Below are 24498 nucleotides of genomic sequence, written 5' to 3'. Positions count from 1 at the left end.
CCGCTCACTTGCTGGGGTCGCTGCCCGCGCGGCCCTGGGCGAGTGCGCTCAGCCGCTGCAAGGTCTCGCGGTTGCGCGGGACCAGCAGCGCGTCCTGGACGACGTTCGGCATGAGCGTCGTCGGGCCCCGCACCACCCGCTCGGCCATGACCACCTCGGTGACCGACTCGGAGCGCGGCGTCAGGGTGAGCGTGATCCGCGCGGCGCCCGCGGGCCACATCCTGGCGTCCAGCTCCAGCAGCCGGTTCGGTTCGCAGCGCACCACCTCGGTGGTGTCCTCGATGGTCAGCGGCCACGGGCCCACGCTGTGGTGGATCCGCTGGCCCGGTTCCGGCCAGGCCGCGTCCACGTCGCGGATGTGCGACGCGCCGACCACCCAGCCCGCGTAGGACCAGCCGTCGGCGAGCACGGCCCAGACGGCGCCCACGGGCGCTTCGACGTTCAGAGATACCTCAGCCACGCCTGAGAGGTACCCGCTGGGTCAGGACGCAACCCGCGGCAGGCTCCCGTTCACCCCGTGAGTGACCCGACGAACTCGACGAACCCTTCCGGGTCCTCACTCGCCGCGGACTGCTGCAAGATCACGCTGGTGGCGCCCGCCGCGGCCACCCGCGAGACCAGGTCCGTGACGAACCCGCGGTCGCGCGAGTCGGTCTCCACGTAGACGACGACCGGGTGCTCGCGGGACGCCCGGATGGCCCTGACCAGGTCGAGGTCCGCCGACGCGTCGAGGATCGTGCCGTCCCCGGCCTCACCGGCGAGGGCGAGCGTCTTCGCGCCGTGCCCGCCCACGTAGACCGGCATCGGCGCGGACGGCGGCCAGTCGAGCGCGACGCCGGTCAGCTGCACGTACCGGCCGTCCACGGTGACCCGCTCACCGGCCAGCAGCGCCTTCAACGCCCCGGTGTACTCGCGCAGCAACGTCAGCGGCGACGACACCCGCGCGCCGACCTGGCCCATCCAGTCCTGCACGCCGTGCCCGATCCCGATCGTCACACGGCCGGGGAACAGCCGGTCGAGCGTCGCCGCCTCCATCGCGGTCAGCGCGACGTTGCGCAACGGCACCGGCAGCAGTCCCACGCCGACCTTCAGCCGCGAGGTCCACGCGAGCGCGGCGGACGCGGCGGCGATGCCGCTCTCCAGGAAGCAGTCCTCCCACAGCCACAACGAGTCCACACCGGACTCCTCGGCCGCGAGGACGACGGAGCGCAGTTTCTCCGGCGGGAGCTGGGGCCGGTAGACAGCGCCGAGTGTGGTCACTCCCCACTACTACCGGCCCCCGCCCCCTGTCGGCAACAGGACCTCAGCACCCGCAGTTGTAGTAGGTGACGTCCCAGTGGTTCGACTCGAGGTAGTAGACGTTGCCCGCGGCCGACTGCCACTTGTTGCCGCCGATGGACGCGAAGCTGCCCTTGATGTAGTTCGTGACGCAGGTGGTCAGCCGGTAGTCGAGCTTGTAGCCGTTCCAGTGCGAGTACGTGCCCGACGCGTGGCCGGTCTCCGTGCCACCGGTGATCGTCAGCGCGCAGCCCGACGCGCTCTTGAACGTCTTGGCTCCCGCGATCGTGGTCTGGTTGATCTGCTCGAACGAGGTGCAGTTCGACTGGTTGCGGTTGCTGCAGCCCCCGCTCGACGTCCAGCCGATGCCCGCCGCGCTGAGCTGCGCGGCGGCCTGGGCGTGCGTGTACTTGGCAGGAGCCGCCGTGGCGACCGACGCTCCCATCAGCAGAGCGGCGAACACCGCGATCCCGGTCGCGACCGTGCGAAAGATCATGTGCTCTCTCCCCGTGGCCCGAAGCAAAAGGTCCCGCGAAGCTAGTGAGGAGCGGTAAAGAGTCGCCCAAGCCGCACATCCCGGCCACTAGGGAACGTCCGGCCGGGGCTTGCCGGGACACGTCAGGTCGGCGGCGGGAAGCGTGCCGTCCACAAGGTAGCGGGTGACGGCGTCGTCGACGCACGTGTTGCCGCGCCGGGCGTACTGGCCGTGGTCGCCGTCGTCGGCCACCGTGACGAGCCGGTGGCCGAGCTTGCGGGCCATCTCCACGCCGCCGGAGTACTCGGTCTGCACGTCGCCCTCCGCCTGCACGACCAACCCTGCCAGGTAGCCGTGCCGTCGCGGTTCCGTCGCCCTCTCCTTGGGCGGGCCGGTGCGGAACGTGCACGGGTCGGGCATCGCGGTGGCGGCTCCGGCGCCGTACGGGTACTCCTCGCTGAACCTCGCCGTGTCACGCCGGTAGACGTCCAGGTCCGCCGGCCACTCCGTCTCGCAGTGCACGGTCTGGTTCACCGGGACGTAGCCCGTCACCACGCCGGAGACCGGCTCGCCGGGTGGAACCGGGCTCGGGAACGTGCCCGTCTCCCTGGTCTCGCGGACCAGCTCGGCGAGGTCGTCCCAGTCGGGGCGCAGGGTCGCCAGGTAGCCCACCTCCCGGTCGAACCGCGACCGCTGGCTGCCGAACCGCTCCGGCGTCTCCGGCAGTGCCCCGGAGACGGCCGCCACGACGGTCAGCACCTCGTCGCGGGTGGTGCCGAGGTCGTAGCGGCCCGCCGTCCACGCGGCCCACTGCTCGACGTTGCGCCGCGCGGCGACCGCGCCGGCCATCTGGGTGCGGCGCCAGTCCATGTCGCCCGGCACCGCGGAGTCGAGCACGCTGCGGTCGAGATGCTCGGGGAACAGCGTGCCGTACACGGCTCCGAGGTAGGTGCCGTACGAGTACCCGACGTAGCTGATCTTCTCCTCCCCCAGGACTCCGCGCAGCACGTCCATGTCCCGCGCCGTGTCCCTGGTGTTGATGTGCGGCACCAGGTCGCCGCTCACCTGCTCGCACCCGGCCTGCGACCGCCGCGCCCACTCGGCCACCGCGGCGAAGTCGGCTTCGGACGGCCGGGACGTGAGCGGCCGTTCCACCGCGGGCTCCTCGCAGGCCAGCGGCGTCGACCTGCCGACACCGCGCGGGTCGAAGCCGACCAGGTCGTAGTGGCGGCTCAGCGACGTGCTCGCGAACCTGTCCTTCGGCCAGGACACGGTGGCACCGCCGGAGTTCACCGTCACGAGCCCGGAACCGCCGGGGCCGCCGGGGTTCGAGAAGAGCACTCCGCGCCGTGCCGCCGGATCGGTGGCGGGCTGCCGGCTGACGGCGACCGAGATCCTTCTCCCGCCGGGGTTCCCGTAGTCCAGCGGCACCTCGATCGAGGCGCACGACACCTCGGCGTCGAAGTCGCACGGACTCCACCGCGGTTGTTGCTCGTAGAACTCGCGCACACCACCGGACTGGGACGCGGCCACGGGCACAGCGGTCGCAGCGGCAACGGCCAGCAGCAATGCCGCCACAACCGTTCGTCGGACACCAGGCACACCGTTCTCCTCACGACGTCGATGACCCCGCCCACCCTGTCCACCGGACGTCCCCGCCCCGTCCAGGTCGTGTCCCACTTGTGTCGCAACGACTCCTTAAACCGGTCTTAGGCCGATCTTTGGCGCCGCACGGGACAGTCCCGGCCGTCACCGACGATCGGAGCCACGCAATGCGCATCCGCCAAGCCGCCGGGGCGGCCGCGATCTCCCTGGCGCTGCTGGGAGGTCTGACCGGTGCCGCCCAGGCCGCGCCGGAAGGGCCCGCCGAGCGGGAGGTCGCCGTCTCGCAGGTCGAGGCCGCGGCCGGGTACGGCGGCAAGATCACCCGCGCCGAGGTGATCAAGCGGGCCAAGAACTGGTGGGACCGCAAGGTCCCGTACAGCCAGACCGCCTACGCCTGGGACATCGGCAAGGGCAAGAAGTACCGCACCGACTGCTCCGGTTTCGTGTCCATGACGTGGAAGCTCACGACGAGCCGGAACACGCGCAACCTGCACGAGGTCGCCACCAGGGTGTCGTGGGCGAACCTCAAGCCGGGCGACATGATCCTGCGCGACGGCCACGTGAAGCTGTTCGAGAAGTGGGCCAACTCGGCGAAGACGTCCGCGTGGATCTACGAGGAGGGCAGCACGGCGACCGACATGGACCACGAGACCGTGTCTGTCTCGTCGCTCAAGAGCGGCGGCTACCTGCCCTGGAAGTACAAGAAGATCAGCGGCTGATCGCGGCGGGCCGCCATCGCGCACGCCACTGGGCCACTTCCCCCGACTCCCTGGTTCCCATCCGCGCGAACACCCCGGCGGCTTCGTCCCAGCAGCGGTCCGCGTCTGCCACGTCCCCCCGGCAGGCGTGGACCGCTCCCAGGTCCCGCAGCGTCCTGGCGCGCCACAACGGCAGGCCGAGGTCGTCCCACGCCGCGAGCGCCTCGGTCAGCACGGCGCGGGCACCGGCGTGGTCGCCCGCCACGAGCCGCCACTCCCCCAGCGTGCGGCGGACGAGCGCCTCCCCGAACCGGTCGCCCACGTCGTGGCAGCCCTCCATCGCCTGCCGCAGCAACGTCTCCGCCGGGTCGAGCAAACCCTTGCGCAGCAACAGCTTCGCGAGCGCCTGTGCGGTGTAGCCGCCGAGCAGCGCGTCCCCGGTGCCGGTGACCATCTCGTGCGCGCGCACCAGGTGCTCCTCGGCCAGGTCCAGCTCGCCGCGGGCGCGGTGCACGAGCCCCGTCCCGCGGGCCGCCAGCGCCTCGCCGCGCCGGCTGCGCGCCGCGCGGTAGCAGGACTCCGCGGTCGCGAGCGTCTCGAACGCGGCGGCGTCGTCTCCCAGTTCCCGTTTGATGGAGCCGATTCCGTAGAGCGCGTGCGCGACGCCCTCCGGGTCGTCCGACTCCAGCAGCTCACGGGCGCGGCCGAGCGCGGCCAGCGCGGGCGGGTACTCGCCGAGCTCGCGGCAGACCATGCCGATGCCGTTCATGGCGACGGCCTCGCCGTGCTTGTCGCCGATGTTCACGAACAACGTCCGCGCGGTCTCGAACCACGACCTCGCCTCGACCAGGTGGTCCCGCTTGTAGTTCATCTGCCCGAGGCTGCACCGCAGCACCGCCTCCAGCCGGACGTCGCCGGTCTCCCACACCGCCTTCAGCGCCGCGGTGTGGCTGCGTTCCCAGGCTTCGTACCGGTTCCGCAGCCCGAACCAGGCGAACACCAGCGCTTCCGCGAGCTGGCACGCGTGCCGCGCGAGACCGAGCTCCGCCGCGCGTTCCACGAGCCTGGTGAGCAGCGGTTCCTCGCGGGAGAACCAGGCGTCCTTGTCGGTGGGCCGCGTCGCCGCCCGCACGACCCCCAGCGAGTCCTGCATCCGCGGCACGGCCAGGAAGAGGTGCTCGGTCAGACCGTCTACAGTGGACAGCGCGGCGACGACGGCCCTGCGGACGACGTCCTCCCGTTCCTCGCGCGGGTCCTCCGCCTCGGCCAGCTCACGCGCGTGCAGCCGCACCAGCTCGTGCATCCGGTACCGCGCGCTGCCCGTGACGTCGAGCAGCCGCGCGTCGACGAGCCGGTCCAGCACGTCCTCGTCGAGCAGGTGCGCCCACAGGAAGCTCGGCACCTCGGGCAGCCCGAGGAACCCGAGGACGCGGTAGGCGCGGCGGACGTCGTCGTCGAGCGACCGGTAGCTCAGCTCCAGGGTGGAGCGCACGGCGAGGTCGTCGGCGACCAGCTCGTCCAGCCTGCCGCGTTCACCGGACAGGCGCTGGAGCAGCTTGGACACCGGCCAGTGCGCGCGGCCCGCCAGCCGGGCGCCGGTGATCCGCACCGCGAGCGGCAGGTAGCCGCACAGCCGGGCCACCTCGCGCGCCTCCGCCGGTTCGTCGGCCACCCGGTCGTCGCCGAGGATGCGCCCCAGCAACGTCACCGCCTCGTCGCCGTCCAGCACGTCGAGCGGGATGCGGTGCACGCCTTCGAGCCCGCACAGCCTGCTGCGGCTCGTGATCAGCGTCAGGCAGCCCGGGGTGCCCGGCAGCAGCGGCCTGACCTGGGACACGCTCGTGACGCCGTCCAGCACGATCACCACGCGCCGCCCGCCGACCGTCGCCCGCCACAGCGCCGCGCGCTCCTCGGCGGACTCCGGAATCCGCTCACCGGGCACGTCCATGGCCCGCAGCAACGCGTCCAGCGCGCCCGAGGGCGAGTGCAGGTCGACGAACAGCTGCCCGTCGGGGTAGCGGTCCGCGAGCCGGTGCGCGGCGTGGACGGCCAGCGCCGACTTGCCGACGCCCGCCGGACCCTCGACCCACCACACGCCGCCGTCGGCGTCGAGCAGCCTGCCCAGCTCCCGGTCGCGGCCGGTGAAGTCGCCCGCGTCGCGCGGCAGGTAGTTGCGGCGGCTGTCCCTGCTCCCCTCCAGCACGTCGCGGTAGAGCTGCTGGAGCTGCTCGCCCGGCTCGACGCCCAGCTCGTCGACGAGCACCTTGCGCGTCTCCCGGAACACCCGCATGGCGTCGGCGCGCCGCCCGGCCCGCGCGAGCGCGGTCATCAGCTGGCCGCGCAGCCGTTCGGCCAGCGGGTACTCGGCGACGAAGATCCCGAGCCGCTCGACGATCTCCGCGTGCCTGCCCAGCGCCAGCTCGGCGTCGACGAGCGCCTCCGCGGCGGCCAGGCGCTGCCCGTCGAGCGTCTGCGCGAACACCGCGGGCGTGCCGCGCCACAGCCGCAGCGCCTCGGTCAGCCGGGCGGCCCTGACCCGCAGGTCGGGCTCCTCGGCGGCCTGGGACACGAGCTTGCGGAACAGGTGCAGGTCCACCTCGTCGAGGTCGGCGTTGAGCACGTACCCGGTGGCCCGGTGCTCGACCGGCAGCCCCGCTCTGCGCAGGCTGGAGATGTGCACCTGCAGCGACTTGCGCGCCTGCGGCGGCGGCTGCTCACCCCAGACGAGGTCGATGAGCCGGTCGACCGGCACGACCCTGCCGCACTCGACGGCCAGCACCGCCAGGATCTGCGCGGGCTTCGGCGGCACCGGGGGTTCGACCGGCCCGAGAATCCTGACCTTCACGAAGCGCCCCCACCAGTGTTGACGGTTCACCAAGTTGCGCTGGGCATTGCCAAATTCTGACGCAGCCCGGCGCCACCGAGTTCCACCTCACCGGAAAGAGCACTCCAACGGACGCAGTGCTGGATACAACCAGACCACCGAACACGCGTCCAGACGCACTTTCAGTGTTCGTTAATGTGAATTTCCCGCTCAGTTACCGAGGCTCGCTTTGAGCTTCGCGAACTCCGCCGCGAGAGCGGGCAGCTGGTAGTGCGCGTTGAGCCCGCTCGGATTGGGCAGCAGCCACACCCGCACCCCGCCCACCGTCTCGTCCTGCGGTCCCACCTGGGCTTTCTTCCGGTCGAACGCGGCCCGGTACACCGTCACGCCGAGCACCGCGAGAACCCGGGGTGAATATCTCTCGACTTTTTCCGCGAGCACCGCGCCACCTTGCCGCAATTCGTCAATTGTCAACTCGTCGGCCCTGGCGCTGGGCCGCGCGACGACGTTCGTGATGCCGAGCCGCAGTTCGAGCAGCCGCTCCTGCTCCGCCGGAGCGAACTGCCGCGGCGTGAACCCCGACAAATGCAGGGCGGGCCAGAACCGGTTTCCCGGCCGCGCGAAGTGGTGCCCGGTGGCCTCGGAGACGAGGCCGGGGTTGATGCCGCAGAACAGCACGTCCAGGCCGGGCTCGATCAGGTCGGCGATCATCCGCCCAGCCTACGAGGCAGCGGCGCGGTGACGCGTCACACCTAGACGGGCATGCGCGGGCGCGGGGTCCACATCGTGTACCCGGCGCGGCGCGCGTCCTCCGGTGAGTGGAAGAACGCGTCGCCCTTCATGCGCTTGTAGTAGGGCGACTCCGGGGTGTGGAACATCATCGTGCGCGAGTTCGCCTTGATCGCGGGCGGTTCCGCCGGCTGCTGCTCCTCCATGAGCGACAGCGGTGCGGAGGGCTCGGCGGACGGTGCTGACGGTGCGGAGGGCTCGCGTGAACGCATCGTCAGCCAGGTCAGCACCACGCCGGCGAGGAAGGCCCCCGCGCACAGCAGGAACATCTGGAAGAAGAACCCGAACACCGAACAGCTCCTAGTCAGACCCACGCGGTGCGACGACCGCATGGGCCTGACCTAATCCCATTCCCTGCGGCCTGTGCCACCGAAGTGAGCTGAAACACCAGGTCAGAGGCGGTGAATTCACTCGTTCGTGGAGACGATGACGGGGTCGCCGCCCGCCACGAGGCGCCAGTCGGTGCCGGTGAAGCCCGCCGGGTCCAGCACGCCGGCCGCCCTGACCCAGTCGATCAGCAGCTGGCGGATCTCCTGCTGCCGGTCGTGCAGCACCGGGGCGGACGCGATGTGCGGGAAGTCGCCGCCGCCCGCGTGCCGGTAGTTGTTCACGGCCACCGCGAACTCGTCCGCGTCGGCCACCGGCTCTCCGTCGTACGCGAGCCGCGTGATCCGCGAGCCCTCCGGCTCCGCGATGTCGATCGTGTAGGTCAGCGGCGCGGTCAGCCCGTAGGCGATGTCGAAGTTGTAGTCAGGCACGTCCGCGGACACCTCGGCGGCGGTGAACGGGCCCCGGCCGGACACGCGCGCGAAGTACCGCGCCGACTCCTCCAGGAAGTCGCGCAGCTGCGCCCCGGTCAGCCGCACGCCCACCAGCGTGTTGTCGAAGATGTAGAGCCCGGCGACGTCGCGGACGGACACCTCGCCGCCTGGGATCGCCGCCGCCCGGTTGAACGGCGCGCACAGCGACAGCACCGGCAACGACGTGGACTTGGCGATCTCCAGCGCCTGCACGTGGTTGATGAACCGCAACGCGGGCGTGTCCTCGAACCGCGCGCGTTCGGCGGACATCGGCGCCACGCAGGTGCCGATCCGCGCGTTGACGTACGACACGACCTTCTCGTGGTCGTGCCGCAGCAGCCGCACGATCCGCGGATCCTCCTCCGCGGTCGCCGTCGACAGCACCGACGACCTGGACCCCTCCAGCTCCCACCGGCCGTCGTGCCGCAGGTCGAACTCCATCAGCGACAGCCGCTTGCCCCAGAACAACGGCTCGGTCAGCAGCACCCGCCGCCCCGTCACCTTGTTCACCACGAACCGCTCGGGGATCTCCACGTGCGCGTGCCCCACCAGGACCGCGTCGATGCCCGGCACCGTCTCGGCCACCAGCTCCGCGCAGTTCTCCGGGAACGGCACCTGGTCGCCCAGCGACGACGACAGGTCGGCGCCGGAGTGCGCCACCACGACCACCAGGTCGGCCTTGCGCCGGATCTCCGGCACCCAGTGCAGCGCCTGCTCGACCAGACCGGGGAACGTCATCACACCCTCGACGTGCGCGCGGTCCCACACGGCGATGCCGGGGTTGGTCAGCCCGAGGACGCCCACCCGCAGCGGCGGCCCTCCGGTGCGCCACACCGTCTTCACCACGTACGGCTGGAAGGCGGGCAGCCCGGTGGACGCGTCCAGCGCGTTGGCGGCCAGCAGCGGGAAGTCCAGCTGCCGCTCGAACATCCGCAGCACCGGCAGCCCGTAGTTGAACTCGTGGTTGCCCACCGCCGCCGCCGTGTAGCCGATGGCGTTCATCGCCGCGGCCATCGGGTGCACGCGTGTGCGCGTGATCGGTTCGACGCGCGCGTAGTAGTACGCGAGCGGCGTGCCCTGGATGGTGTCGCCCGCGTCGAGCAGCAACGTCCGGTGCCGGCCCACGTCCGCCCGCACCCGCGACACCAGCGTGGAGATCTTCGCGAGCCCCACGTCGTTGTGCGCGAAGTCGTCGAACTCGCGGTCGCGGTAGTAGTCCCAGTTGAACAGGTTGCCGTGCAGGTCGGTCGTGCCCATCACCGTCAGTGTGAACGTGCGCAGGCCGCTCACCTCCGGTAGTGGTCGGGCGTTTGGTCCCGACCATAACCACTCACACTTGACCGGCGACCCGCGGTGCACAGCTGGTACACAGGACCGGCGTTCAGGATGGGAGCCGTGCGTGTGATGAAGACGGAACTGCGCAGGGCGGACGGGCAGCCGGTGCGGGTGCTCGTGGTCGACGACGAGTCCACTCTGGCCGAGCTGATGTCGATGGCGCTGCGCATGGAGAAGTGGGACGTCCGCACGGCCCCGGACGGCCGGTCGGCGGTGCGGGTCGCGCGCGAGTTCCGCCCCGACGTGGTGGTGCTCGACGTGATGCTGCCCGACTTCGACGGGTTCGAGGTGCTGCGCAGGCTGCGGGCGGAGTCACCGGTCCTGCCCGTGCTGTTCCTCACCGCGAAGGACGCGGTGGAGGACCGCATCGCCGGTCTCACGGTCGGCGGCGACGACTACGTCACCAAGCCGTTCTCGCTGGAGGAGGTCGTGCTGCGGCTGCGCGCACTGCTGCGGCGCACCGGCGTGACGGACGCGGACGCGGGCACCCGGCTGGTCGTCGGTGACCTGTCGCTCAACGAGGAGACGCGCGAGGTCGAGCGCGGCGGCACCCCGATCGACCTGACGGCGACCGAGTTCGAGCTGCTGCGCTACCTGATGCGCAACCCGAGGCGGGTGCTGAGCAAGGCGCAGATCCTCGACCGCGTGTGGAGCTACGACTTCGGCGGTCAGGCCAACATCGTCGAGCTGTACATCTCCTACCTGCGCAAGAAGATCGACGCCGGGCGCTCCCCGATGATCCACACGATGCGAGGCGCCGGGTATGTCCTCCGACCTGCGTCCTAGGACGCTGCGGGCCCAGCTGGTGACCGGCCAGATCGTCCTGCTCACCGCCCTGTCCCTGGTGATCGGCGGCGTCGCCGTGCTCGCACTGGACACCTTCCTGGTGGACAACCTGGACCGGGAGGTCCTGACGCTGCGACCGGCACCGCTGGGCTCGCCCTACGGCCCTCCCGGCATCAACGCGCGGATCCAGCCGGACGGCACGATCCGCGGCACGGTCCAGCTCCCGGAGTCGCAGCAGGCCCGCCCGCTCACCGAGGCCGAGATCGGCGTGCTCGCGGCCACCCCGGCCGGTCTGCGCACCGTCGACCTGGGCGAGGCGGGCGAGTTCCGCGTGGTCACCGACCGGCTGGGGATCAAGGGCCTGTCGCTGCGGCCGGTCACGGACGTCGTGTGGCGGATGGTCTGGATCCTCGCCGGGCTGATCGTCGCGGGAGCCGTCGCGGTCGCGCTCGCGGGCAGGGTGGTCGTGCGGCGCGCGCTGGTGCCGCTCGACCGGGTCGCCGAGACCGCCACCCGCGTCTGCGAGCTGCCGCTGCACGAGGGCGAGGTGGCTCTCGCCGAACGCGTGCCGGAGGAGGACACCGACCCGGCCACCGAGGTCGGCAAGGTCGGGCTCGCGTTCAACACGATGCTCGGCCACGTCGACCGGGCGCTGAAGGCACGGCACGACAGCGAGACGAGGGTCCGCCAGTTCGTCGCCGACGCCTCGCACGAGCTGCGCACGCCGCTGGCCGCGATCCGGGGCTACGCCGAGCTGACCCGCAGGACCGGCGAGGACCTGCCGCCGGAGGTCACCCACGCGATGGGCAGGGTCGAGTCCGAGGCGGTGCGGATGACGTCGCTGGTCGAGGACCTGCTGCTGCTGGCCCGGCTCGACGCGGGCCGCCCGCTGGAGCGGGAGGACGTCGACCTGTCCCGGCTGGTGCTCGACCTGGTCGGCGACGCCAGGATCGCGGGCCCCGGCCACGTCTGGCGAATCGCGCTGCCGGAGGAGCCCGTGCACGTCATCGGCGACGTCCAGCGGCTGCACCAGGTGCTCGGCAACCTGCTGTCCAACGCCCGCGCGCACACCCCGCCGGGCACCACCGTCACGACCGGGCTGACCGTCCGCGGCGACCGCGCCGACCTGACCGTCACCGACGACGGCCCCGGCGTCCCCGAGGGCCTGGAGGTGTTCGAACGCTTCGCGCGCGGCGACTCGTCGCGCTCACGGTCGGCCGGCGGCACCGGCCTGGGCCTGTCGATCGTCGCGGCCGTCGTCGGCGCGCACCACGGCGACGTGTCGGTGACCAGTGAGCCGGGGCGCACGACGTTCACCGTCTCGCTGCGCACCGGCGAACGGGACCCTGCCGGTCAGCGGAAGGCCGGGTAGAGCGGCAGCTCGAACACCTCGGGGCCGTAGCGGTCGGCCAGCGCGCCGATCACGGCGTCCGCGTGCGCCGCCACGGTCTTCTCACCGAGGATCACCGCGTCGGACCGCAGCCGCACCCAGCGCCCGGCCAGCACGACGCTGCGCGGCGGCGAGTTGTCCGGGGCCGGCATCGGCTTGGACAGCGCGCGCCACGTCGCGAGCCACACCCACAGCAGCTGGGCTTCGAGCAGGCGCGGCAGGAGCACCGCGTCGTCGTCCATCTCGGGCCACACCGACCCGACCTCGGCCCGCCAGGCGGCGACCATGGCCTCGGACATCCCCGGCGGCAGGCCCCACCCGCACCAGCAGGACGGGAACGGCACGCGCAGCGCGGCCGCGTCGAACACGATGTCGCGCACGCAGCCGCCCTCGAAGTCGACGAACCGCACACCGCGCGACGTCACCAGGTGGTTGTCCGGGCACGACGTCGACGGGCTGAAGGCGCGGCGGCGGGACGTGCTGAACGCCCTGGCGGCCTCGGCCGCGAACTCGACGGCCTGCGTGGACGTCTCGACGCCCAGGGTCGACTCGAGCAGCCCCGGTAAGCCCGCGATCGCCGCGTGCACGTCGACCGCGATCGGGTCCTGGCAGCACTGCGCGCCCGCCCGCCGCATCAACGCGTCGAAGTCGGCGTCGCGGCCCGCGGTCGTGGCGTGCAGGCGGCCCATCGCGTGGGCCCAGGAGAGCAGGCCCCGTTCCGCGGCCCGCGCGTCCTTCGCGTGCAGCTTCTCCGACAGCCGCGGCGCCCGGCCCAGGTCCTCCAGCACGACCAGGCGCGTGGGCGCGTCGTGCGCGAACAGCTCGGGGGCGGCGCGTTCCTCCGCGGGTAACGCCGTGAGCAGCTGGTGGCTGACGGCCTCGTGCGCCCACGGGTCGCGGTCGCCGCTGCCCGCCGGGTAGCGCTTCACCACCAGCGTGCGGGGCATCGAGAACGGCGAGGACGCCACTCTCACCCGGATCACGACGGAACGACCGGTACCCCCGAGGGTCTCGGGGTCCGCGAGGCGCACCTGTGCGCCCAGTCGCCTGGTCAGTACCCGCTCCGCCGCCCCGACCGCGTCGTCGATCTCCGGCGATGTCGTGTCGGGAGGGCCCGCGGTGATCTCCACGCTCATCCCCTCCGACCCTACTCCCCAGATCCGTGAGCCGAACCGACGCTAATCGGGCAAGGCCGCGACCACCACCACTCGTTGATAACGGCTCGCGCCGTTATCGGATGTCCAGTGATCATCCCCTGGACAGCGGACGTGTGAAAACACCCTCCGCGGCCCCTCGGCGGCGGATCACCAGCACGAACGAGGCCGCGGCGACAATACCGATCAAGTTGATCCCGAGCTGAGCCACCGCGGGGCCCACCCTGTCCCACACTCCGAGAACAGCGGCCAGCGCCGCGTACCCGGCGGCGGGCACCGTCATGACCGAGATGAACACGCCGACCAGCGCCGCGGACTTCGCCGACGTGATCGAGAGCATGCCCGCCGCGCCCGCCAGCAGCGCGACGACCAGTGAGAACGGCCCGAACTGGTAGATGAACTCCGACTCGGTGCCGTGCAGCAGCGTCTCGCGGTCGAGCAGGCCGGCCCGCGCGCCCAGCCAGGTGAGCGCCGCCGTGACCGCGATGGCGAGCGGGAACCCGAGGCCGAGCGCGACGGCGGCCCGGTGCACCAGGTCCCGGCGCCTGGCCACGAGCCCGACGGCGATCGCGGCGAGCGGCCCGAACTCCGGGCCGACGACCATCGCCCCGACGAGCGTGACCGTGGAGTTCGTGGCGATGCCCACGGCCGCGAGCAGGCACGCGATCGTGAGGAACGCCTGGAACGTGGCGCTCGGGCGGGACTCCTCCCCCGTCTTCGCGATCAGCTCGTCCCACACGATCGCGTCAGAGCCGTCGCCGGGCGCGTCCTCCTGCGCCCGGTCGGCCGCGTCGGACAGCGACGTGTCGATCGTCTCGATCGTGATGCCCCCGGCGCGGTCGATCCCCAGCTCGCACAGCGCGCCGACGACCTCGTCGACGGCCTCGCGCGCGACGTCGGCCGTGACCAGGTCGCCCTCGGGGTCGATCGCCGCGCCACGCAGGAGCACCAGGTGGGTGGCTCCCGCGTGGCCGCGGAGGACCGCCAGCGCGGCCTCGGTGCGATCCGCTGGACAGACCACCCGAAGCCGGATCATCAGCTCTTCTGGTCGGGCTTGGCGTCGACGCCGGCTTCCTTGCGCTGCTGGGCGGTGATCGGGGCCGGGGCCGCGGTCAGCGGGTCGTAGCCGCCGCCGGACTTCGGGAACGCGATGACCTCGCGGATCGAGTCGGCGCCCGCGAGCAGCATGCACAGGCGGTCCCAGCCCAGCGCGATGCCGCCGTGGGGCGGGGCACCGTACTTGAACGCGTCGAGCAGGAAGCCGAACTTCTCCTGCGCCTCCTCGGCGCCGATGCCCATCACGTTGAACGCGCGCTGCTGCACGTCCGCGCGGTGGATACGGATGGAGCCACCGCCGAGCTCGTTGCCGTTGAGGATCACGTCGTAGGCGTAGGCCAGGGCGTTGCCCGGGTCCTCCTCGAACCTGTCGATCCACTCCGGGGTCGGCGAGGTGAACGCGTGGTGCAGCGCCGTCCACTTGCCGCCGCCGACGGCGACGTCACCGGACTCCAGCTTGTCGACCGCCTCGAACATCGGGAAGTCGACGACCCAGGCGAACGCCCAGGCGTTCTCGTCGACCAGGCCGACGCGGTGCGCGATCTCGACGCGGGCGGCGCCGAGCAGGGCGCGGGCGTCGCGCGCCTCGCCCGCCGCGAAGAAGATGCAGTCGCCGGGGTTGGCGCCCACGGCCTTGGCCAGGCCGTCGCGCTCGGCGTCGGTCAGGTTCTTCGCGACCGGGCCGCCCAGCGTGCCGTCCTCGCCGACCAGCACGTACGCGAGGCCCTTGTGGCCGCGCTGCTTGGCGAACTCCTGCCAGCCGTCGAGCGTGCGGCGCGGCTGCGAGGCACCGCCGGGCATGACGACGGCGCCGACGTACGGCGCCTGGAAGACGCGGAACGTCGTGTCCTTGAAGTACTCGGTCAGCTCGGTGAGCTCGACGTCGAAGCGCAGGTCCGGCTTGTCCGAGCCGTACTTCGCCATCGCCTCCGCGTAGGAGATGCGGCGGAACGGCAGCGGCAGCTCGACGCCCTTGAGCTCCTTCCAGATGGCGGACAGGAGCTTCTCGGTGAGCGCGATGACGTCGTCCTGCTCGACGAAGCTCATCTCGACGTCGAGCTGGGTGAACTCCGGCTGCCGGTCGGCGCGGAAGTCCTCGTCGCGGTAGCAGCGGGCGATCTGGTAGTAGCGCTCCAGGCCGCCGACCATGAGCAGCTGCTTGAACAGCTGCGGCGACTGCGGCAGCGCGTACCAGGAGCCGGGGCGCAGGCGGGCGGGCACCAGGAAGTCGCGCGCGCCCTCGGGCGTGCTGCGGGTCAGGGTCGGCGTCTCGACCTCGACGAACTTCTCGGCGTGCAGCACCTCGCGGGCGATGCGGCTGACCTCGCTGCGCAGCCGGATGGCCTTGGCCGGGCCGCTGCGGCGCAGGTCGAGGTAGCGGTGCCGCAGGCGCGCCTCCTCGCCGATCTCGCCCTCGGCCTCGACCTGGAACGGCAGCGGCGCGGCTTCGTTGAGCACCTCGAGGTCGGACACGTAGACCTCGATGGCGCCGGTCGCGAGGTCGGGGTTCTCGCTGCCCTCGGGACGCTTGCTCACCTCGCCGGTGACCTTGATGACGTACTCGCTGCGCAGCCGGTGCGCGCGCTCGGCCATCTCGCCCTCGCGGAAGACGACCTGGGCCACACCGGACGCGTCGCGCAGGTCGATGAAGATGACACCGCCGTGGTCACGCCGGCGAGCGACCCACCCGGTCAGGGTGACGGACTGCCCGGCGTGCTCGGCCCGGAGTGATCCGGCCTCGTGCGTGCGCAACACGGTGGTGGCTCCTTGTAGACGAAGTCAGCTTTTCCGTCAAGGCTAGCCGGAGCCACCGACAGATTGTCACGGAGGTCGAGTCGCGGGTGCGCGAAAGGCCGCGCCCGGAGGACGCGGCCTTCCACTTCACGAGATCAGCTCACGCGGTGGGCGCGAGGTACAGCAGGCGGTTCGGCGAGCCGGAGCCGGGGCTCGTCACCTTCGACGCCGTCGACTGCGCGATCAGGTACGAGGCGACCTGGGCGGGCGTGGCCGAGCGGTTGGTCGAGAGGTAGCGCGCCGCGGCACCCGCGACGTGCGGGGTGGCCATCGAGGTGCCCGAGATGGTGTTGGTGGCCGAGTCGGACGTGCTCCACGCCGACGTGATGTTCGAGCCCGGCGCGAAGATGTCGAGCAGCGAGCCGTAGTTCGAGTAGGACGCGCGGGCGTCGGTGTTCGTGGTGGCGCCCACGGTGATCGCCTCGCTCACGCGGGCCGGCGAGAAGCCGGACGCGTTCGCGTTCGAGTTGCCGGCCGCGACCGCGAAGGTCACGCCCTTGGAGATGGCGCTGCGCACGGCGGTGTCGAGGGTGGTGTTGGCGCTGCCACCGAGCGACAGGTTCGCGACGGCGGGCTTGACGGCGTTGTTGCCGACCCAGTCGATGCCCGCCGCGACACCGGCGAGGGTGCCGGAGCCGTTGTTGTCGAGCACGCGGACCGCGACGATCCTGGCGGCCTTCGCGACGCCGTACTGCGAGCCCGCGATGGTGCCGGCGACGTGCGTGCCGTGGCCGTTGCCGTCCTGCGCGACGTTGTCGTTGTCGACGAAGTCGCGGCCGTTGGAGGCGCGGCCCCCGAACGTGGAGTGGCTGATGCGCACGCCGGTGTCGATGACGTAGGCGGTGACGCCGGAGCCGGTCGACGTGTAGCTGTACGACTGGTTCAGCGGGAGGTTGCGCTGGTCGATGCGGTCGAGACCCCACGACGGCGGGTTCGTCTGCGTCGCCTGCGTGTGCACGACCTGGTCGGCCTCGACGAACTCGACCGACGGGTCCGCGGCGAGGCGCTTGGCCTGCTTCTCCGTCAGCTTCACGTTGAAGCCGCCGAAGCTGGTGTAGTCGCGCTCCACCTTGGCGCCGAACCGCGAGGCGAGCGAGTGCGAGTTGCCCTTGCCCTCCTTGAGCTTCACGATGAAGCTGCCCGCGATCTTCTCGGGCGCGCCCAGGGAGAGGACCTCGCCCTCGGCGGCGTAGGCGTTGGGGACCATCAGAACCGACAGGGCGAGGCTCGCCGCGCCGGCACCGGCCAGGAACCGGATCTTTCGCGTCATGGTGCGCATTCCGTTCGTTGCAGGGGAACGATGCGCTTCCGACGCTATGGACGGATCCGGTTCCTGCCAAGGGTGTCTTAGTTTTTAAGACGGTCTTGCGCAGCCCAACAATTCACGGTTCACAGCGAGGGCGGCCAGTAGAGGATACGACTGACGGGTGGTGTGCCGGGGGTGCCCGTGGTAACCAGCGCGCTCTCCACCTGCGCGGGCGTCGCGGTGCGGTTGCGCTCCAGGAACCGTGCCGCCACACCGGCCGCGTGCGGTGCGGCCATGGACGTGCCGCTCAGCGTCGCGGTGGCGGTGTCGCCGGTGTTCCAGGCGGACGGGACGTTGACGCCCGCCGCGTAGAGGTCCACCAGCGGCCCGTAGTTCGACGAGGACGCCTTGGTGTCGTTCTGCGTCAACGCACCCACGCAGATCGCCTGCGAAACCCGTTGCGGCGACGAGTTCCCCGCGTCGGTGTTGCTGCCGCCCGCCGCGACCGTGTAGGTGATGCCCGCGGCGATCGACCTCTTCACCGCGTCGTCCAGCGCGGTGGAGGCGCCGCCGCCCAGCGACATGTTGGCCACCGCGGGCTTGACGGCGTTGCGCGTCACCCAGTCGATGCCCGCGATGACACCGGAGATCGTGCCGCTGCCGGAGCCGTTGAGCACCCGCACGCCCCACACCGTGGCGTTCTTGGCCACGCCGTAGGTGGTTCCGGCCGCGATGCCGGCGACGTGCGTGCCGTGCCCGTTGTCGTCCTGGGCCACGTTGTCGTTGTCGACGGCGTCCCAGCCGTTGCGCGCCCGGCCGCCGAAGTCCTGGTGCGTCACGCGAAGCCCGGTGTCGATGACGTAGATGTTCACGCCGCGGCCGGTGGTCGTGAACGAGTAGCCCTGGTCGAGCGGCAACGAGCGCTGGTCGATCCGGTCCAGGCCCCACGGCGGGTTCACCTGGGTCCCGCTGGCGTGCACGATCCCGTCACGCTCCACGTGGGACACGTTCGGGTCCGCCTTCAGCCGCTTCACCTCGGCCGCGGTCAGGCGCGCGCTGAAACCGTTGAGCGCGTGGGTGTACCGGTGCTGCACTGTGCCGGAGAACGACGAGACGGCGCCTTCCTCCAGCACGACGATGTACGGGGAGGTGGCCGCGGACGCCGGGGCGGCCACGACGGCCGCGCCGAGCGCGGCGACTGCCGGCAGGACTCTCAGGGGCAGGGTTGTCCTCACGGGCGGGGTTCCTCTCGGTCGCAGGGAAAAACGGCCCCGGCTCGCGGGAGCCGGGGCCGCACATCAGGAGGTGTCAGCTGGTCGACGGCCAGTGCAGGAGCCTCGTCGTCGTACCGGCGCCGGGGTTGGTCACCTTGCCGTTGGTGGCGTTGTCGACGATCGCGGTCGCCACCTGGGCGGGCGTGACGGTGAAGCCGCCCTGCAGGTAGCGCGCCACCACGCCCGCGACGTGGGGGCTCGCCATCGACGTGCCGGAGATGGTGTTGGTGGCCGTGTCACTGGTGTGCCACGCCGAGGTGATGTCGCGGCCCGGCGCGAAGACGTCCACCACCGAACCGTAGTTCGAGAACGACGACCGCGCGTCCGTGCGCTCGGTGGAGCCCACGGTCAGCGCTTCGGTCACCCGCGCGGGCGAGGTGTTCGCCGCGTTGGCGTTGGAGTTGCCCGCCGCGACCGCGAACGTGACGCCGCGGGTGATCGCGCCCCGGACGGCGCTGTCGAGCGAGGAGCTGGCGCTTCCGCCGAGCGACATGTTCGCCACGGCCGGCTTGACGTGGTTGGACGCCACCCAGTTGATGCCCGCGACGACTCCGGCGGTCGTGCCGGAGCCGGAGTTGTTCAGCACGCGCACGGCGATGATGTTCGCCTGCTTGGCGACGCCGTACGAGGTGCCCGCGACGGTCCCGGCGACGTGCGTGCCGTGCCCGTTGCCGTCCTGCGCCACGGAGTCGTTGTCGACGAAGTCGTACCCGTTGCGCGCCCGGCCGCCGAAGTCCCGGTGCGTGATGCGCACGCCGGTGTCGATGATGTAGGCGTTCACGCCGGAACCGGTGCTGTTGTGGGTGTAGCGCTGGTCGAGCGGGAGGTTGCGCTGGTCGATCCGGTCGAGACCCCACGACGGCGGGTTCGTCTGCGTCGCCTGCACGCGGACGACCTGGTCGCGTTCGACGTAGTCGACGGACGGGTCGGCGGCGAGTCTGCGTGCCTGGGTGTCGTTCATCTTCACCGAGAAGCCGCGGAAGACCGCGTCGTAGACGTGCCCGACCTGGCCGCCGAACCGCGCGCCGAGGCCCTGCGCGCTCGCTGTGAGCGCGTCGTCCTTGAGCTTGACGATGAAGCTGCCCGCGATGTTCTCGCCCGCGGAGGTGCGGATCTCGCCGACGGCCGCGGAGGCGGGTACCGCGAAAGCCGAGACCACGACCGCCGCACCGAGGAGGGTTGCTGTCTTGCGCATTCGTCGTCCTGTTCGTCGCAGTGATCAGGAAGCCGATCAGGACCACGGCGGCGTAATAGTCCCGAGATCTGAACTTTCCGGGTTCCCGGGAAGCAGGAAACCGCCGATCGGCTGTACCGCGTTGTCTTTGCCGCCGATAATCTTCCGATCTTGACTCCGGGAAACGGAGGAGTGATGCTCTCCATTCACCCAGCCCGCGAGGAGCTCGCCGACCTGTTGGTGACGGGTCCGTTCGCGGAGGCGCTGCGGGTCGCCATCCAGGTGCGGGGCCTCAGCCTCGAACGGCTGCAGCACCGGCTCAGGACGCGGGGCACGCCGATCAGCGTGACGGCGCTGAGCTACTGGCAGTCGGGCAGGCGCAGACCGGAGCGGCCGGAGTCGCTCGCGGCCCTCGCCTGCCTGGAGGACGTGCTGGGACTGCCGGAGGCCGCGCTGTCCCGGCTGCTGGGCCCGCCGCGGCCGCGGGGGCGTTCCCGCAGGCGGGAGGAGTCGGCACGGGCGCCGTGGGACGGTTGCGGGCTCGTCCTGACCGCCCAGCACGACCAGGTCGACGTGGCGCCCTGCGGCGGTGTGCGCGGCGTCCGGTCCCGCCAGGTCATGCGGGCGAAGGCGGGCGCCGTCGACCGCTGGGTGCTCTGCCACGAGACGGGCGGGACACAGCCCGCGCTCACCGCGGTGCGGTCCTGCCGGGTCGGCAGGGTCGCGAGGGAACGCACGAACGGCGTCCTCGTCGCGGAGCTGATGTTCGACGAACCGATCCGCGCCGGACAGTCGATCGCGATCGAGTACGAATTGGTCTATCCACATCCGACGGTCGAGCACACGCATTTCCGGCGGTTCGCCGAACCGGTGCACGACTACGTGCTGGAGATCAGATTCACGACCGAGCCCGCGTCCTGCGAGCAATTCGCGTCCGGCCCGGCGGGTGCGGAAATGTTCGGCGGCGCGCGCCCCGCCAGGGTGGGCAGGGGAGGGCGCGTGCACGCCGCCGCGACCGACTTCGGGCCCGGCCTCTACGGGATGCGCTGGACCGCGGCCGAGAACGCCTCCGGGTCGTCGAGCCACGGGTAGTGCCCGGCGCCGTCCTGCACGACGAGCCGCGCGCGGGGGAAGAGGTCCGCGAACTCCCGCGCGCGCCGCGGCGGCAGTGACACGTCCAGCTCACCGGCGAGCAGGAGCGTTGGCACGTCGAGCTTTCCGATCTGCTCGCGCACCCGCGCCGGGTCGAACGCGCCGTCGCCGTAGTACTGCTTCGCGGCCTCGTCGTTGCGCGGGTGCTCGTCGAGCGCACGGGCCTGGGCGTCCCAGCGGCCGTGCAGGAACGGCGTGATCCCCTGGAACGCCTCCGCGCTGAAGTTCCCGGCCCAGATCTGCTGGAACGCCGCGTACGCCTGCTCGTACCACGGTTCGGCGTGCCGCAGCTCCGCGATCTCGCGGCGGTCGGCGTCGGTGACGTCGATCCCGGCCACGCGGGGGCTCGGCGTGACGAGCAGGAGCTCCTCGACGTGCCGCGGATACCTCGTGGCGTAGAGAACGGCGAGCGTGCCGCCCGCGGAGTGGCCGAGCAGCCTGATCCTGTCGAGGCCGAGGTGCCGCCGCAGCGCCTCCACGTCCTCGACCTGCCGGTCGACGCGGAAGTCGCGGGCCCCTGCCGAGTCCCCGGTGCCGCGCAGGTCGAGCCTGATCATGTTCTCGATCGGCAGTCCGCCCAGGTAGGACGACGCCTGCATCGGCCCGCCGGGCAGGCAGACCACCGGGTCTCCGGCCTCGCCGTGGTAGGCGAGGCCGAGCCCGCCGGAAGTCGTGAACGTCCCCATTCACGACAGTCTCTCAGTACGAGCGAGGCAGTTTCAGGCTGTTCTGCGCCACGAAGTTGAGCACCATCTCCCGCGAGACCGGCGCGATCCGGGACAGCCGCGAGGCCGCGAGCATCGACGCGAGGCCGAACTCGCGGGTCAGCCCGTTGCCGCCGTGGGTCTGGATCGCCTGGTCGACGGCCGCCGCGACGGCCTCGCCCGCCGCGTACTTGGCCATGTTCGCGGCCTCGCCCGCCTGCTTGTCGCGGCCGGAGTCGTAGAGCGCGGCGGCCTTCTGCGTCATCAGCCGCGCCAGCTCGACCTCGACGTGGATCTTCGCCAGCGGGTGCGCGATCCCCTGGTGCGCGCCGATCGGGGTGTCCCACACGGTGCGCTGCTGGGCGTAGGCGACGGCTTTGGAGATGGCGTGCCGCGCGGTGCCTGTGCCCATGCTGGCGCCCATGATCCGTTCCGGGTTGAGCCCGGCGAAGATCTGGAGCAGCCCCTGGTCCGGCGAGCCCACGACCGCGTCCGACGGCAGCCGCACGTCGTCGAAGAACAGCGTGAACTGCTTCTCCGGCATGACGATGTCCATGTCGATCTCGTGCCAGGTGAAGCCCTCGGCGTCGGTCGGCACGATCACGAGCACCGGCCCGGTCTCCTGGATGGCGACCACCAGCACGGCGTCGACCTCGTCGACGCCGGAGATGTAGGTCTTGGTGCCGTTGAGGACCCAGTCGTCGCCGTCGCGGCGGACGTGCGTCTTCAGCTTGTGCGCGTTGGACCCCGCGTCCGGCTCGGTGATCGCGAACGCCATCTTCACCGTGCCGTCCGCAAAACCGGGCAGCCACTTGGACTTCTGCTCGTCCGTGCCGAACCGCGCGATCACCGTCGCGCAGATCGCCGGGGACACCACCATGAGCAGCAACGGGCAGCCCGCCGCCGCCATCTCCTCGCACACCGCGGCGAGGTCGCCGATGCCGCCGCCACCGCCGCCGTACTCCTCCGGCACGGCGACGCCGAGGTAGCCGAGCTTGCCGGCCTCCTCCCACAGCTCGGTGGTCTTCTCCCCCGCCCTGGCCTTGCCGGTGAAGTACTCGGGGCCGTACTTCGCGGCGAACTCGGCGACGGCCTTGCGCAGCGCGATCCGCTCTTCGGACTCGACGAAGCTCACGATTCCTCCACTACGGCGAGCACGTCGCCGGCGTTGACCTGCTGTGCCTGCTGGACGAGGAGCTCGGTGACGGTGCCCGCGGTGGTGGCGAGCACGCGGTGCTCCATCTTCATGGCCTCCAGCACGAGGAGCTCCGCCCCGGCCTCGACCTGGTCGCCCTGCGCGACGCTGACCCGCACGACGGTGCCCGGCATGGGCGCGACGGTGGCGCCGGGCGCGAGCTTCGCCTCCGGTTCGGGAAAACGCGGCACGACCTTGAGCGTCACCGACCCGCACGGCGAGTCGACCTCGACCGTGTCGCCGTAGGCGGCGACGTGGAACGGCGTGCGCACCCCGTCGAGGTCCAGCACGACGGTGCCGGTGGTGGCCTGCTTCGGGTCGTAGGAGACCTCGACCTGCTCCTCACCGAACAGGAACCGGGCCTTGGGCTGCTGCGACCGCACGTTGCGCCAGCCCAGTGGCAGGGTCCCGATGCGGCGGGTGGCGGCCTGCGCGAGCGCCGCGGCGAGCGCAAACGGTTGCGGGTCCACGGTGTGCGTGAAGTCGTGCTCGGCGAGGAACCCGGTGTGCGTGTCCCCGGCCAGGAACGCGTCGTCGCGCAGCACGTCCACGAGCAGCTGCCGGTTCGTGATCACGCCGTGAATCCGCGCGTCCTCCAGTGCCGTCGCGAGCTTGCGCGCCGCACCGGCACGCGTCGGCGCGTACGCGATCACCTTGGCCAGCATGGGGTCGTAGTGCACCGACACGACCGACCCGTCCTCGACACCGCTGTCCAGCCGGACGTCGCCCGGCACGTGGAACCGGTGCAGCGTGCCGCTGGCCGGACGCCAGTCGTTGGCGGGGTCCTCGGCGTAGAGCCGGACCTCGATGGCGTGCCCGGACGGCTTCGGCGTCTCTGCGGGCAACGCGGCGCCCTCGGCGATCCGCAGCTGCCACTCCACGAGGTCGACGCCGTAGACCAGCTCGGTGACCGGGTGCTCGACCTGGAGCCGGGTGTTGACTTCCAGGAAGTGGAAGTCCTCGCCCTTCAGCATGAACTCGACCGTGCCCGCGCCCACGTACCCGATGGACTCGGCGGCGGCGATCGCGGCGGCGAACAACCGTTCGCGGACCTCGTCACCGACCGCCGGGCTCGGCGACTCCTCCACGATCTTCTGGTGCCTGCGCTGGATCGAGCACTCGCGTTCGCCGAGCGCCCACACCGTGCCGTGCGCGTCGGCGAGGATCTGCACCTCGACGTGCCGCGCACGTTCCAGCAACGGCTCGCAGAACACCGTCGGGTCGCCGAACGCCGACTCGGCCTCGCGCCGTGCGCTGGCCAGCTCCCGTTCGAACTCGGCCTTCTCGCGCACGATCCGCATGCCGCGCCCGCCACCACCGGCGGACGCCTTGATCAGCACCGGGAACTCGGTGACGGTCTCGGGGTCGAGCTCGGGCAGCGTCGGCACGCCCGCGGCGGCCATCCGCTTCTTCGCGGCGACCTTGGAGCCCATCGCCTCGATGGCGTCCGGCGAGGGACCGACCCACGTCAGCCCCGCCGCCTCGACGGCACGCGCGAAGCCCGCGTTCTCGCTGAGGAAGCCGTAGCCGGGGTGCACGGCGTCGGCACCGGCCTTGACCGCCGCCTCCACCAGCAGCTCGGCGCGCAGGTAGGTCTCGGCGGGCGACGCGCCGGGCAGCCGGACCGCGAGGTCGGCCTCCCGCACGTGCGGGGCGTCCGCGTCGGGGTCGGAGAACACCGCGACCGCGCGGATGCCGTTCGCCCGGCAGGTGCGGATGATCCGCCGGGCGATCTCGCCGCGGTTGGCGATCAGCAGTGACTTGATCAC

General features: G+C 71.6%; 21 protein-coding genes. 4 read left to right on the top strand and 17 right to left on the bottom strand.

Annotated features, from left to right (window positions below; translation table 11 throughout):
* Positions 1-4 precede the first annotated feature (4 nt).
* From BLT23_RS20375 to BLT23_RS20360, 4 genes are all read right to left on the bottom strand, one after another.
* Positions 5-460 (bottom strand): SRPBCC family protein, encoded by a 456-nt coding sequence (locus tag BLT23_RS20375; RefSeq protein ID WP_090051392.1) that lies wholly within the window; start codon positions 458-460, stop codon positions 5-7.
* Between the two features lie 50 nt (positions 461-510).
* On the bottom strand, positions 511-1260 hold the full coding sequence (locus tag BLT23_RS20370) for an LLM class flavin-dependent oxidoreductase (RefSeq protein ID WP_090051391.1): 750 nt from the start codon (positions 1258-1260) through the stop codon (positions 511-513).
* Positions 1261-1303: 43 nt separating this feature from the next.
* Positions 1304-1774 (bottom strand): hypothetical protein, encoded by a 471-nt coding sequence (locus tag BLT23_RS20365; RefSeq protein ID WP_090051390.1) that lies wholly within the window; start codon positions 1772-1774, stop codon positions 1304-1306.
* Between the two features lie 87 nt (positions 1775-1861).
* Positions 1862-3331 (bottom strand): alpha/beta hydrolase, encoded by a 1470-nt coding sequence (locus BLT23_RS20360; protein WP_218133803.1) that lies wholly within the window; start codon positions 3329-3331, stop codon positions 1862-1864.
* A gap of 194 nt (positions 3332-3525) precedes the next feature.
* Between BLT23_RS20360 and BLT23_RS20355 the strand changes: the two genes are divergently transcribed.
* Positions 3526-4077 carry an NlpC/P60 family protein gene (locus tag BLT23_RS20355; protein ID WP_090051388.1) on the top strand — a complete coding sequence of 184 codons (552 nt, stop codon included), beginning with the start codon at positions 3526-3528 and terminating at the stop codon, positions 4075-4077.
* On the opposite strand, the gene BLT23_RS20350 is transcribed toward BLT23_RS20355, so the two are convergent.
* The 4 genes from BLT23_RS20350 to BLT23_RS20335 all read right to left on the bottom strand — a co-directional run bounded on the left by BLT23_RS20350 (position 4067) and on the right by BLT23_RS20335 (position 9726).
* Complete coding sequence (locus tag BLT23_RS20350) at positions 4067-6901, bottom strand: AfsR/SARP family transcriptional regulator (protein ID WP_176946836.1); 2835 nt, start codon at positions 6899-6901, stop codon at positions 4067-4069. The genes BLT23_RS20355 and BLT23_RS20350 overlap by 11 nt on opposite strands.
* 189 nt (positions 6902-7090) lie before the next feature.
* Complete coding sequence (gene mug, locus BLT23_RS20345; RefSeq protein ID WP_090051386.1) at positions 7091-7591, bottom strand: G/U mismatch-specific DNA glycosylase; 501 nt, start codon at positions 7589-7591, stop codon at positions 7091-7093.
* A 41-nt stretch (positions 7592-7632) separates the two neighbouring features.
* Positions 7633-7959 carry a sunset domain-containing protein gene (locus tag BLT23_RS20340; RefSeq protein ID WP_090051385.1) on the bottom strand — a complete coding sequence of 109 codons (327 nt, stop codon included), beginning with the start codon at positions 7957-7959 and terminating at the stop codon, positions 7633-7635.
* Positions 7960-8076: 117 nt separating this feature from the next.
* Positions 8077-9726 (bottom strand): bifunctional metallophosphatase/5'-nucleotidase, encoded by a 1650-nt coding sequence (locus BLT23_RS20335; RefSeq protein WP_090051633.1) that lies wholly within the window; start codon positions 9724-9726, stop codon positions 8077-8079.
* A gap of 147 nt (positions 9727-9873) precedes the next feature.
* Here BLT23_RS20335 and BLT23_RS20330 point away from each other — a divergent pair, with 147 nt between their 5' ends.
* Positions 9874-10590: a response regulator transcription factor gene (locus tag BLT23_RS20330; protein WP_281248865.1), complete on the top strand. Its 717-nt coding sequence runs from the start codon at positions 9874-9876 to the stop codon at positions 10588-10590.
* Positions 10568-11962: a sensor histidine kinase gene (locus tag BLT23_RS20325; protein WP_090051383.1), complete on the top strand. Its 1395-nt coding sequence runs from the start codon at positions 10568-10570 to the stop codon at positions 11960-11962. The genes BLT23_RS20330 and BLT23_RS20325 overlap by 23 nt, the downstream gene beginning before the upstream one ends.
* On the opposite strand, the gene BLT23_RS20320 is transcribed toward BLT23_RS20325, so the two are convergent.
* From BLT23_RS20320 to BLT23_RS20295, 6 genes are all read right to left on the bottom strand, one after another.
* The gene (locus tag BLT23_RS20320) at positions 11944-13116 is read right to left on the bottom strand and encodes a hypothetical protein (RefSeq protein ID WP_090051382.1); all 1173 of its coding nucleotides are present in this window, start codon (positions 13114-13116) and stop codon (positions 11944-11946) included. The two genes, BLT23_RS20325 and BLT23_RS20320, sit on opposite strands and share 19 nt — an antisense overlap.
* 112 nt (positions 13117-13228) lie before the next feature.
* Positions 13229-14170, bottom strand: coding sequence for a DUF389 domain-containing protein (locus tag BLT23_RS20315; RefSeq protein WP_090051381.1), 942 nt, complete (start codon positions 14168-14170; stop codon positions 13229-13231).
* Entirely contained in the window at positions 14170-15945 is a 1776-nt protein-coding gene (aspS, locus tag BLT23_RS20310) for an aspartate--tRNA ligase (protein ID WP_090051380.1), read from the bottom strand. The genes BLT23_RS20315 and aspS overlap by 1 nt, the downstream gene beginning before the upstream one ends.
* Before the next feature lie 139 nt (positions 15946-16084).
* On the bottom strand, positions 16085-17263 hold the full coding sequence (locus BLT23_RS20305) for a S8 family peptidase (protein WP_090051379.1): 1179 nt from the start codon (positions 17261-17263) through the stop codon (positions 16085-16087).
* A gap of 110 nt (positions 17264-17373) precedes the next feature.
* The gene (locus BLT23_RS20300; RefSeq protein WP_245744062.1) at positions 17374-18465 is read right to left on the bottom strand and encodes a S8 family peptidase; all 1092 of its coding nucleotides are present in this window, start codon (positions 18463-18465) and stop codon (positions 17374-17376) included.
* Between the two features lie 73 nt (positions 18466-18538).
* Positions 18539-19699, bottom strand: coding sequence for a S8 family peptidase (locus tag BLT23_RS20295; RefSeq protein ID WP_090051377.1), 1161 nt, complete (start codon positions 19697-19699; stop codon positions 18539-18541).
* 174 nt (positions 19700-19873) lie between these two features.
* Here BLT23_RS20295 and BLT23_RS20290 point away from each other — a divergent pair, with 174 nt between their 5' ends.
* Positions 19874-20770 carry a helix-turn-helix domain-containing protein gene (locus BLT23_RS20290; RefSeq protein ID WP_090051376.1) on the top strand — a complete coding sequence of 299 codons (897 nt, stop codon included), beginning with the start codon at positions 19874-19876 and terminating at the stop codon, positions 20768-20770.
* On the opposite strand, the gene BLT23_RS20285 is transcribed toward BLT23_RS20290, so the two are convergent.
* From BLT23_RS20285 to BLT23_RS20275, 3 genes are read right to left on the bottom strand one after another with little or no spacing between them, the layout of a single operon-like run.
* Positions 20713-21516 carry an alpha/beta fold hydrolase gene (locus tag BLT23_RS20285; protein WP_090051375.1) on the bottom strand — a complete coding sequence of 268 codons (804 nt, stop codon included), beginning with the start codon at positions 21514-21516 and terminating at the stop codon, positions 20713-20715. The two genes, BLT23_RS20290 and BLT23_RS20285, sit on opposite strands and share 58 nt — an antisense overlap.
* 13 nt (positions 21517-21529) lie before the next feature.
* The gene (locus BLT23_RS20280; protein WP_090051374.1) at positions 21530-22669 is read right to left on the bottom strand and encodes an acyl-CoA dehydrogenase family protein; all 1140 of its coding nucleotides are present in this window, start codon (positions 22667-22669) and stop codon (positions 21530-21532) included.
* A complete protein-coding gene (locus BLT23_RS20275) occupies positions 22666-24498 on the bottom strand; it encodes an ATP-binding protein (RefSeq protein ID WP_090051373.1) in 1833 nt (610 codons plus the stop codon). The genes BLT23_RS20280 and BLT23_RS20275 overlap by 4 nt, the downstream gene beginning before the upstream one ends.

The organism is Lentzea fradiae (assembly GCF_900100955.1).
Classification (GTDB): domain Bacteria; phylum Actinomycetota; class Actinomycetes; order Mycobacteriales; family Pseudonocardiaceae; genus Lentzea; species Lentzea fradiae.
This window is presented reverse-complemented; position numbering and strand designations above follow the sequence as displayed.

Bases quoted from the DNA above. Each gene is read 5' to 3' on its own strand.
- BLT23_RS20290 (WP_090051376.1), top strand. From the start codon at position 19,874: ATGCTCTCCATTCACCCAGCCCGCGAGGAGCTCGCCGACCTGTTGGTG.
- BLT23_RS20320 (WP_090051382.1), bottom strand. From the start codon at position 13,116: ATGAGCGTGGAGATCACCGCGGGCCCTCCCGACACGACATCGCCGGAG.
- BLT23_RS20295 (WP_090051377.1), bottom strand. From the start codon at position 19,699: ATGCGCAAGACAGCAACCCTCCTCGGTGCGGCGGTCGTGGTCTCGGCT.
- BLT23_RS20335 (WP_090051633.1), bottom strand. From the start codon at position 9,726: ATGGGCACGACCGACCTGCACGGCAACCTGTTCAACTGGGACTACTAC.
- BLT23_RS20365 (WP_090051390.1), bottom strand. From the start codon at position 1,774: ATGATCTTTCGCACGGTCGCGACCGGGATCGCGGTGTTCGCCGCTCTG.
- BLT23_RS20305 (WP_090051379.1), bottom strand. From the start codon at position 17,263: ATGCGCACCATGACGCGAAAGATCCGGTTCCTGGCCGGTGCCGGCGCG.
- BLT23_RS20330 (WP_281248865.1), top strand. From the start codon at position 9,874: ATGAAGACGGAACTGCGCAGGGCGGACGGGCAGCCGGTGCGGGTGCTC.
- BLT23_RS20315 (WP_090051381.1), bottom strand. From the start codon at position 14,170: ATGATCCGGCTTCGGGTGGTCTGTCCAGCGGATCGCACCGAGGCCGCG.
- BLT23_RS20355 (WP_090051388.1), top strand. From the start codon at position 3,526: ATGCGCATCCGCCAAGCCGCCGGGGCGGCCGCGATCTCCCTGGCGCTG.
- BLT23_RS20285 (WP_090051375.1), bottom strand. From the start codon at position 21,516: ATGGGGACGTTCACGACTTCCGGCGGGCTCGGCCTCGCCTACCACGGC.
- mug (WP_090051386.1), bottom strand. From the start codon at position 7,591: ATGATCGCCGACCTGATCGAGCCCGGCCTGGACGTGCTGTTCTGCGGC.
- BLT23_RS20325 (WP_090051383.1), top strand. From the start codon at position 10,568: ATGTCCTCCGACCTGCGTCCTAGGACGCTGCGGGCCCAGCTGGTGACC.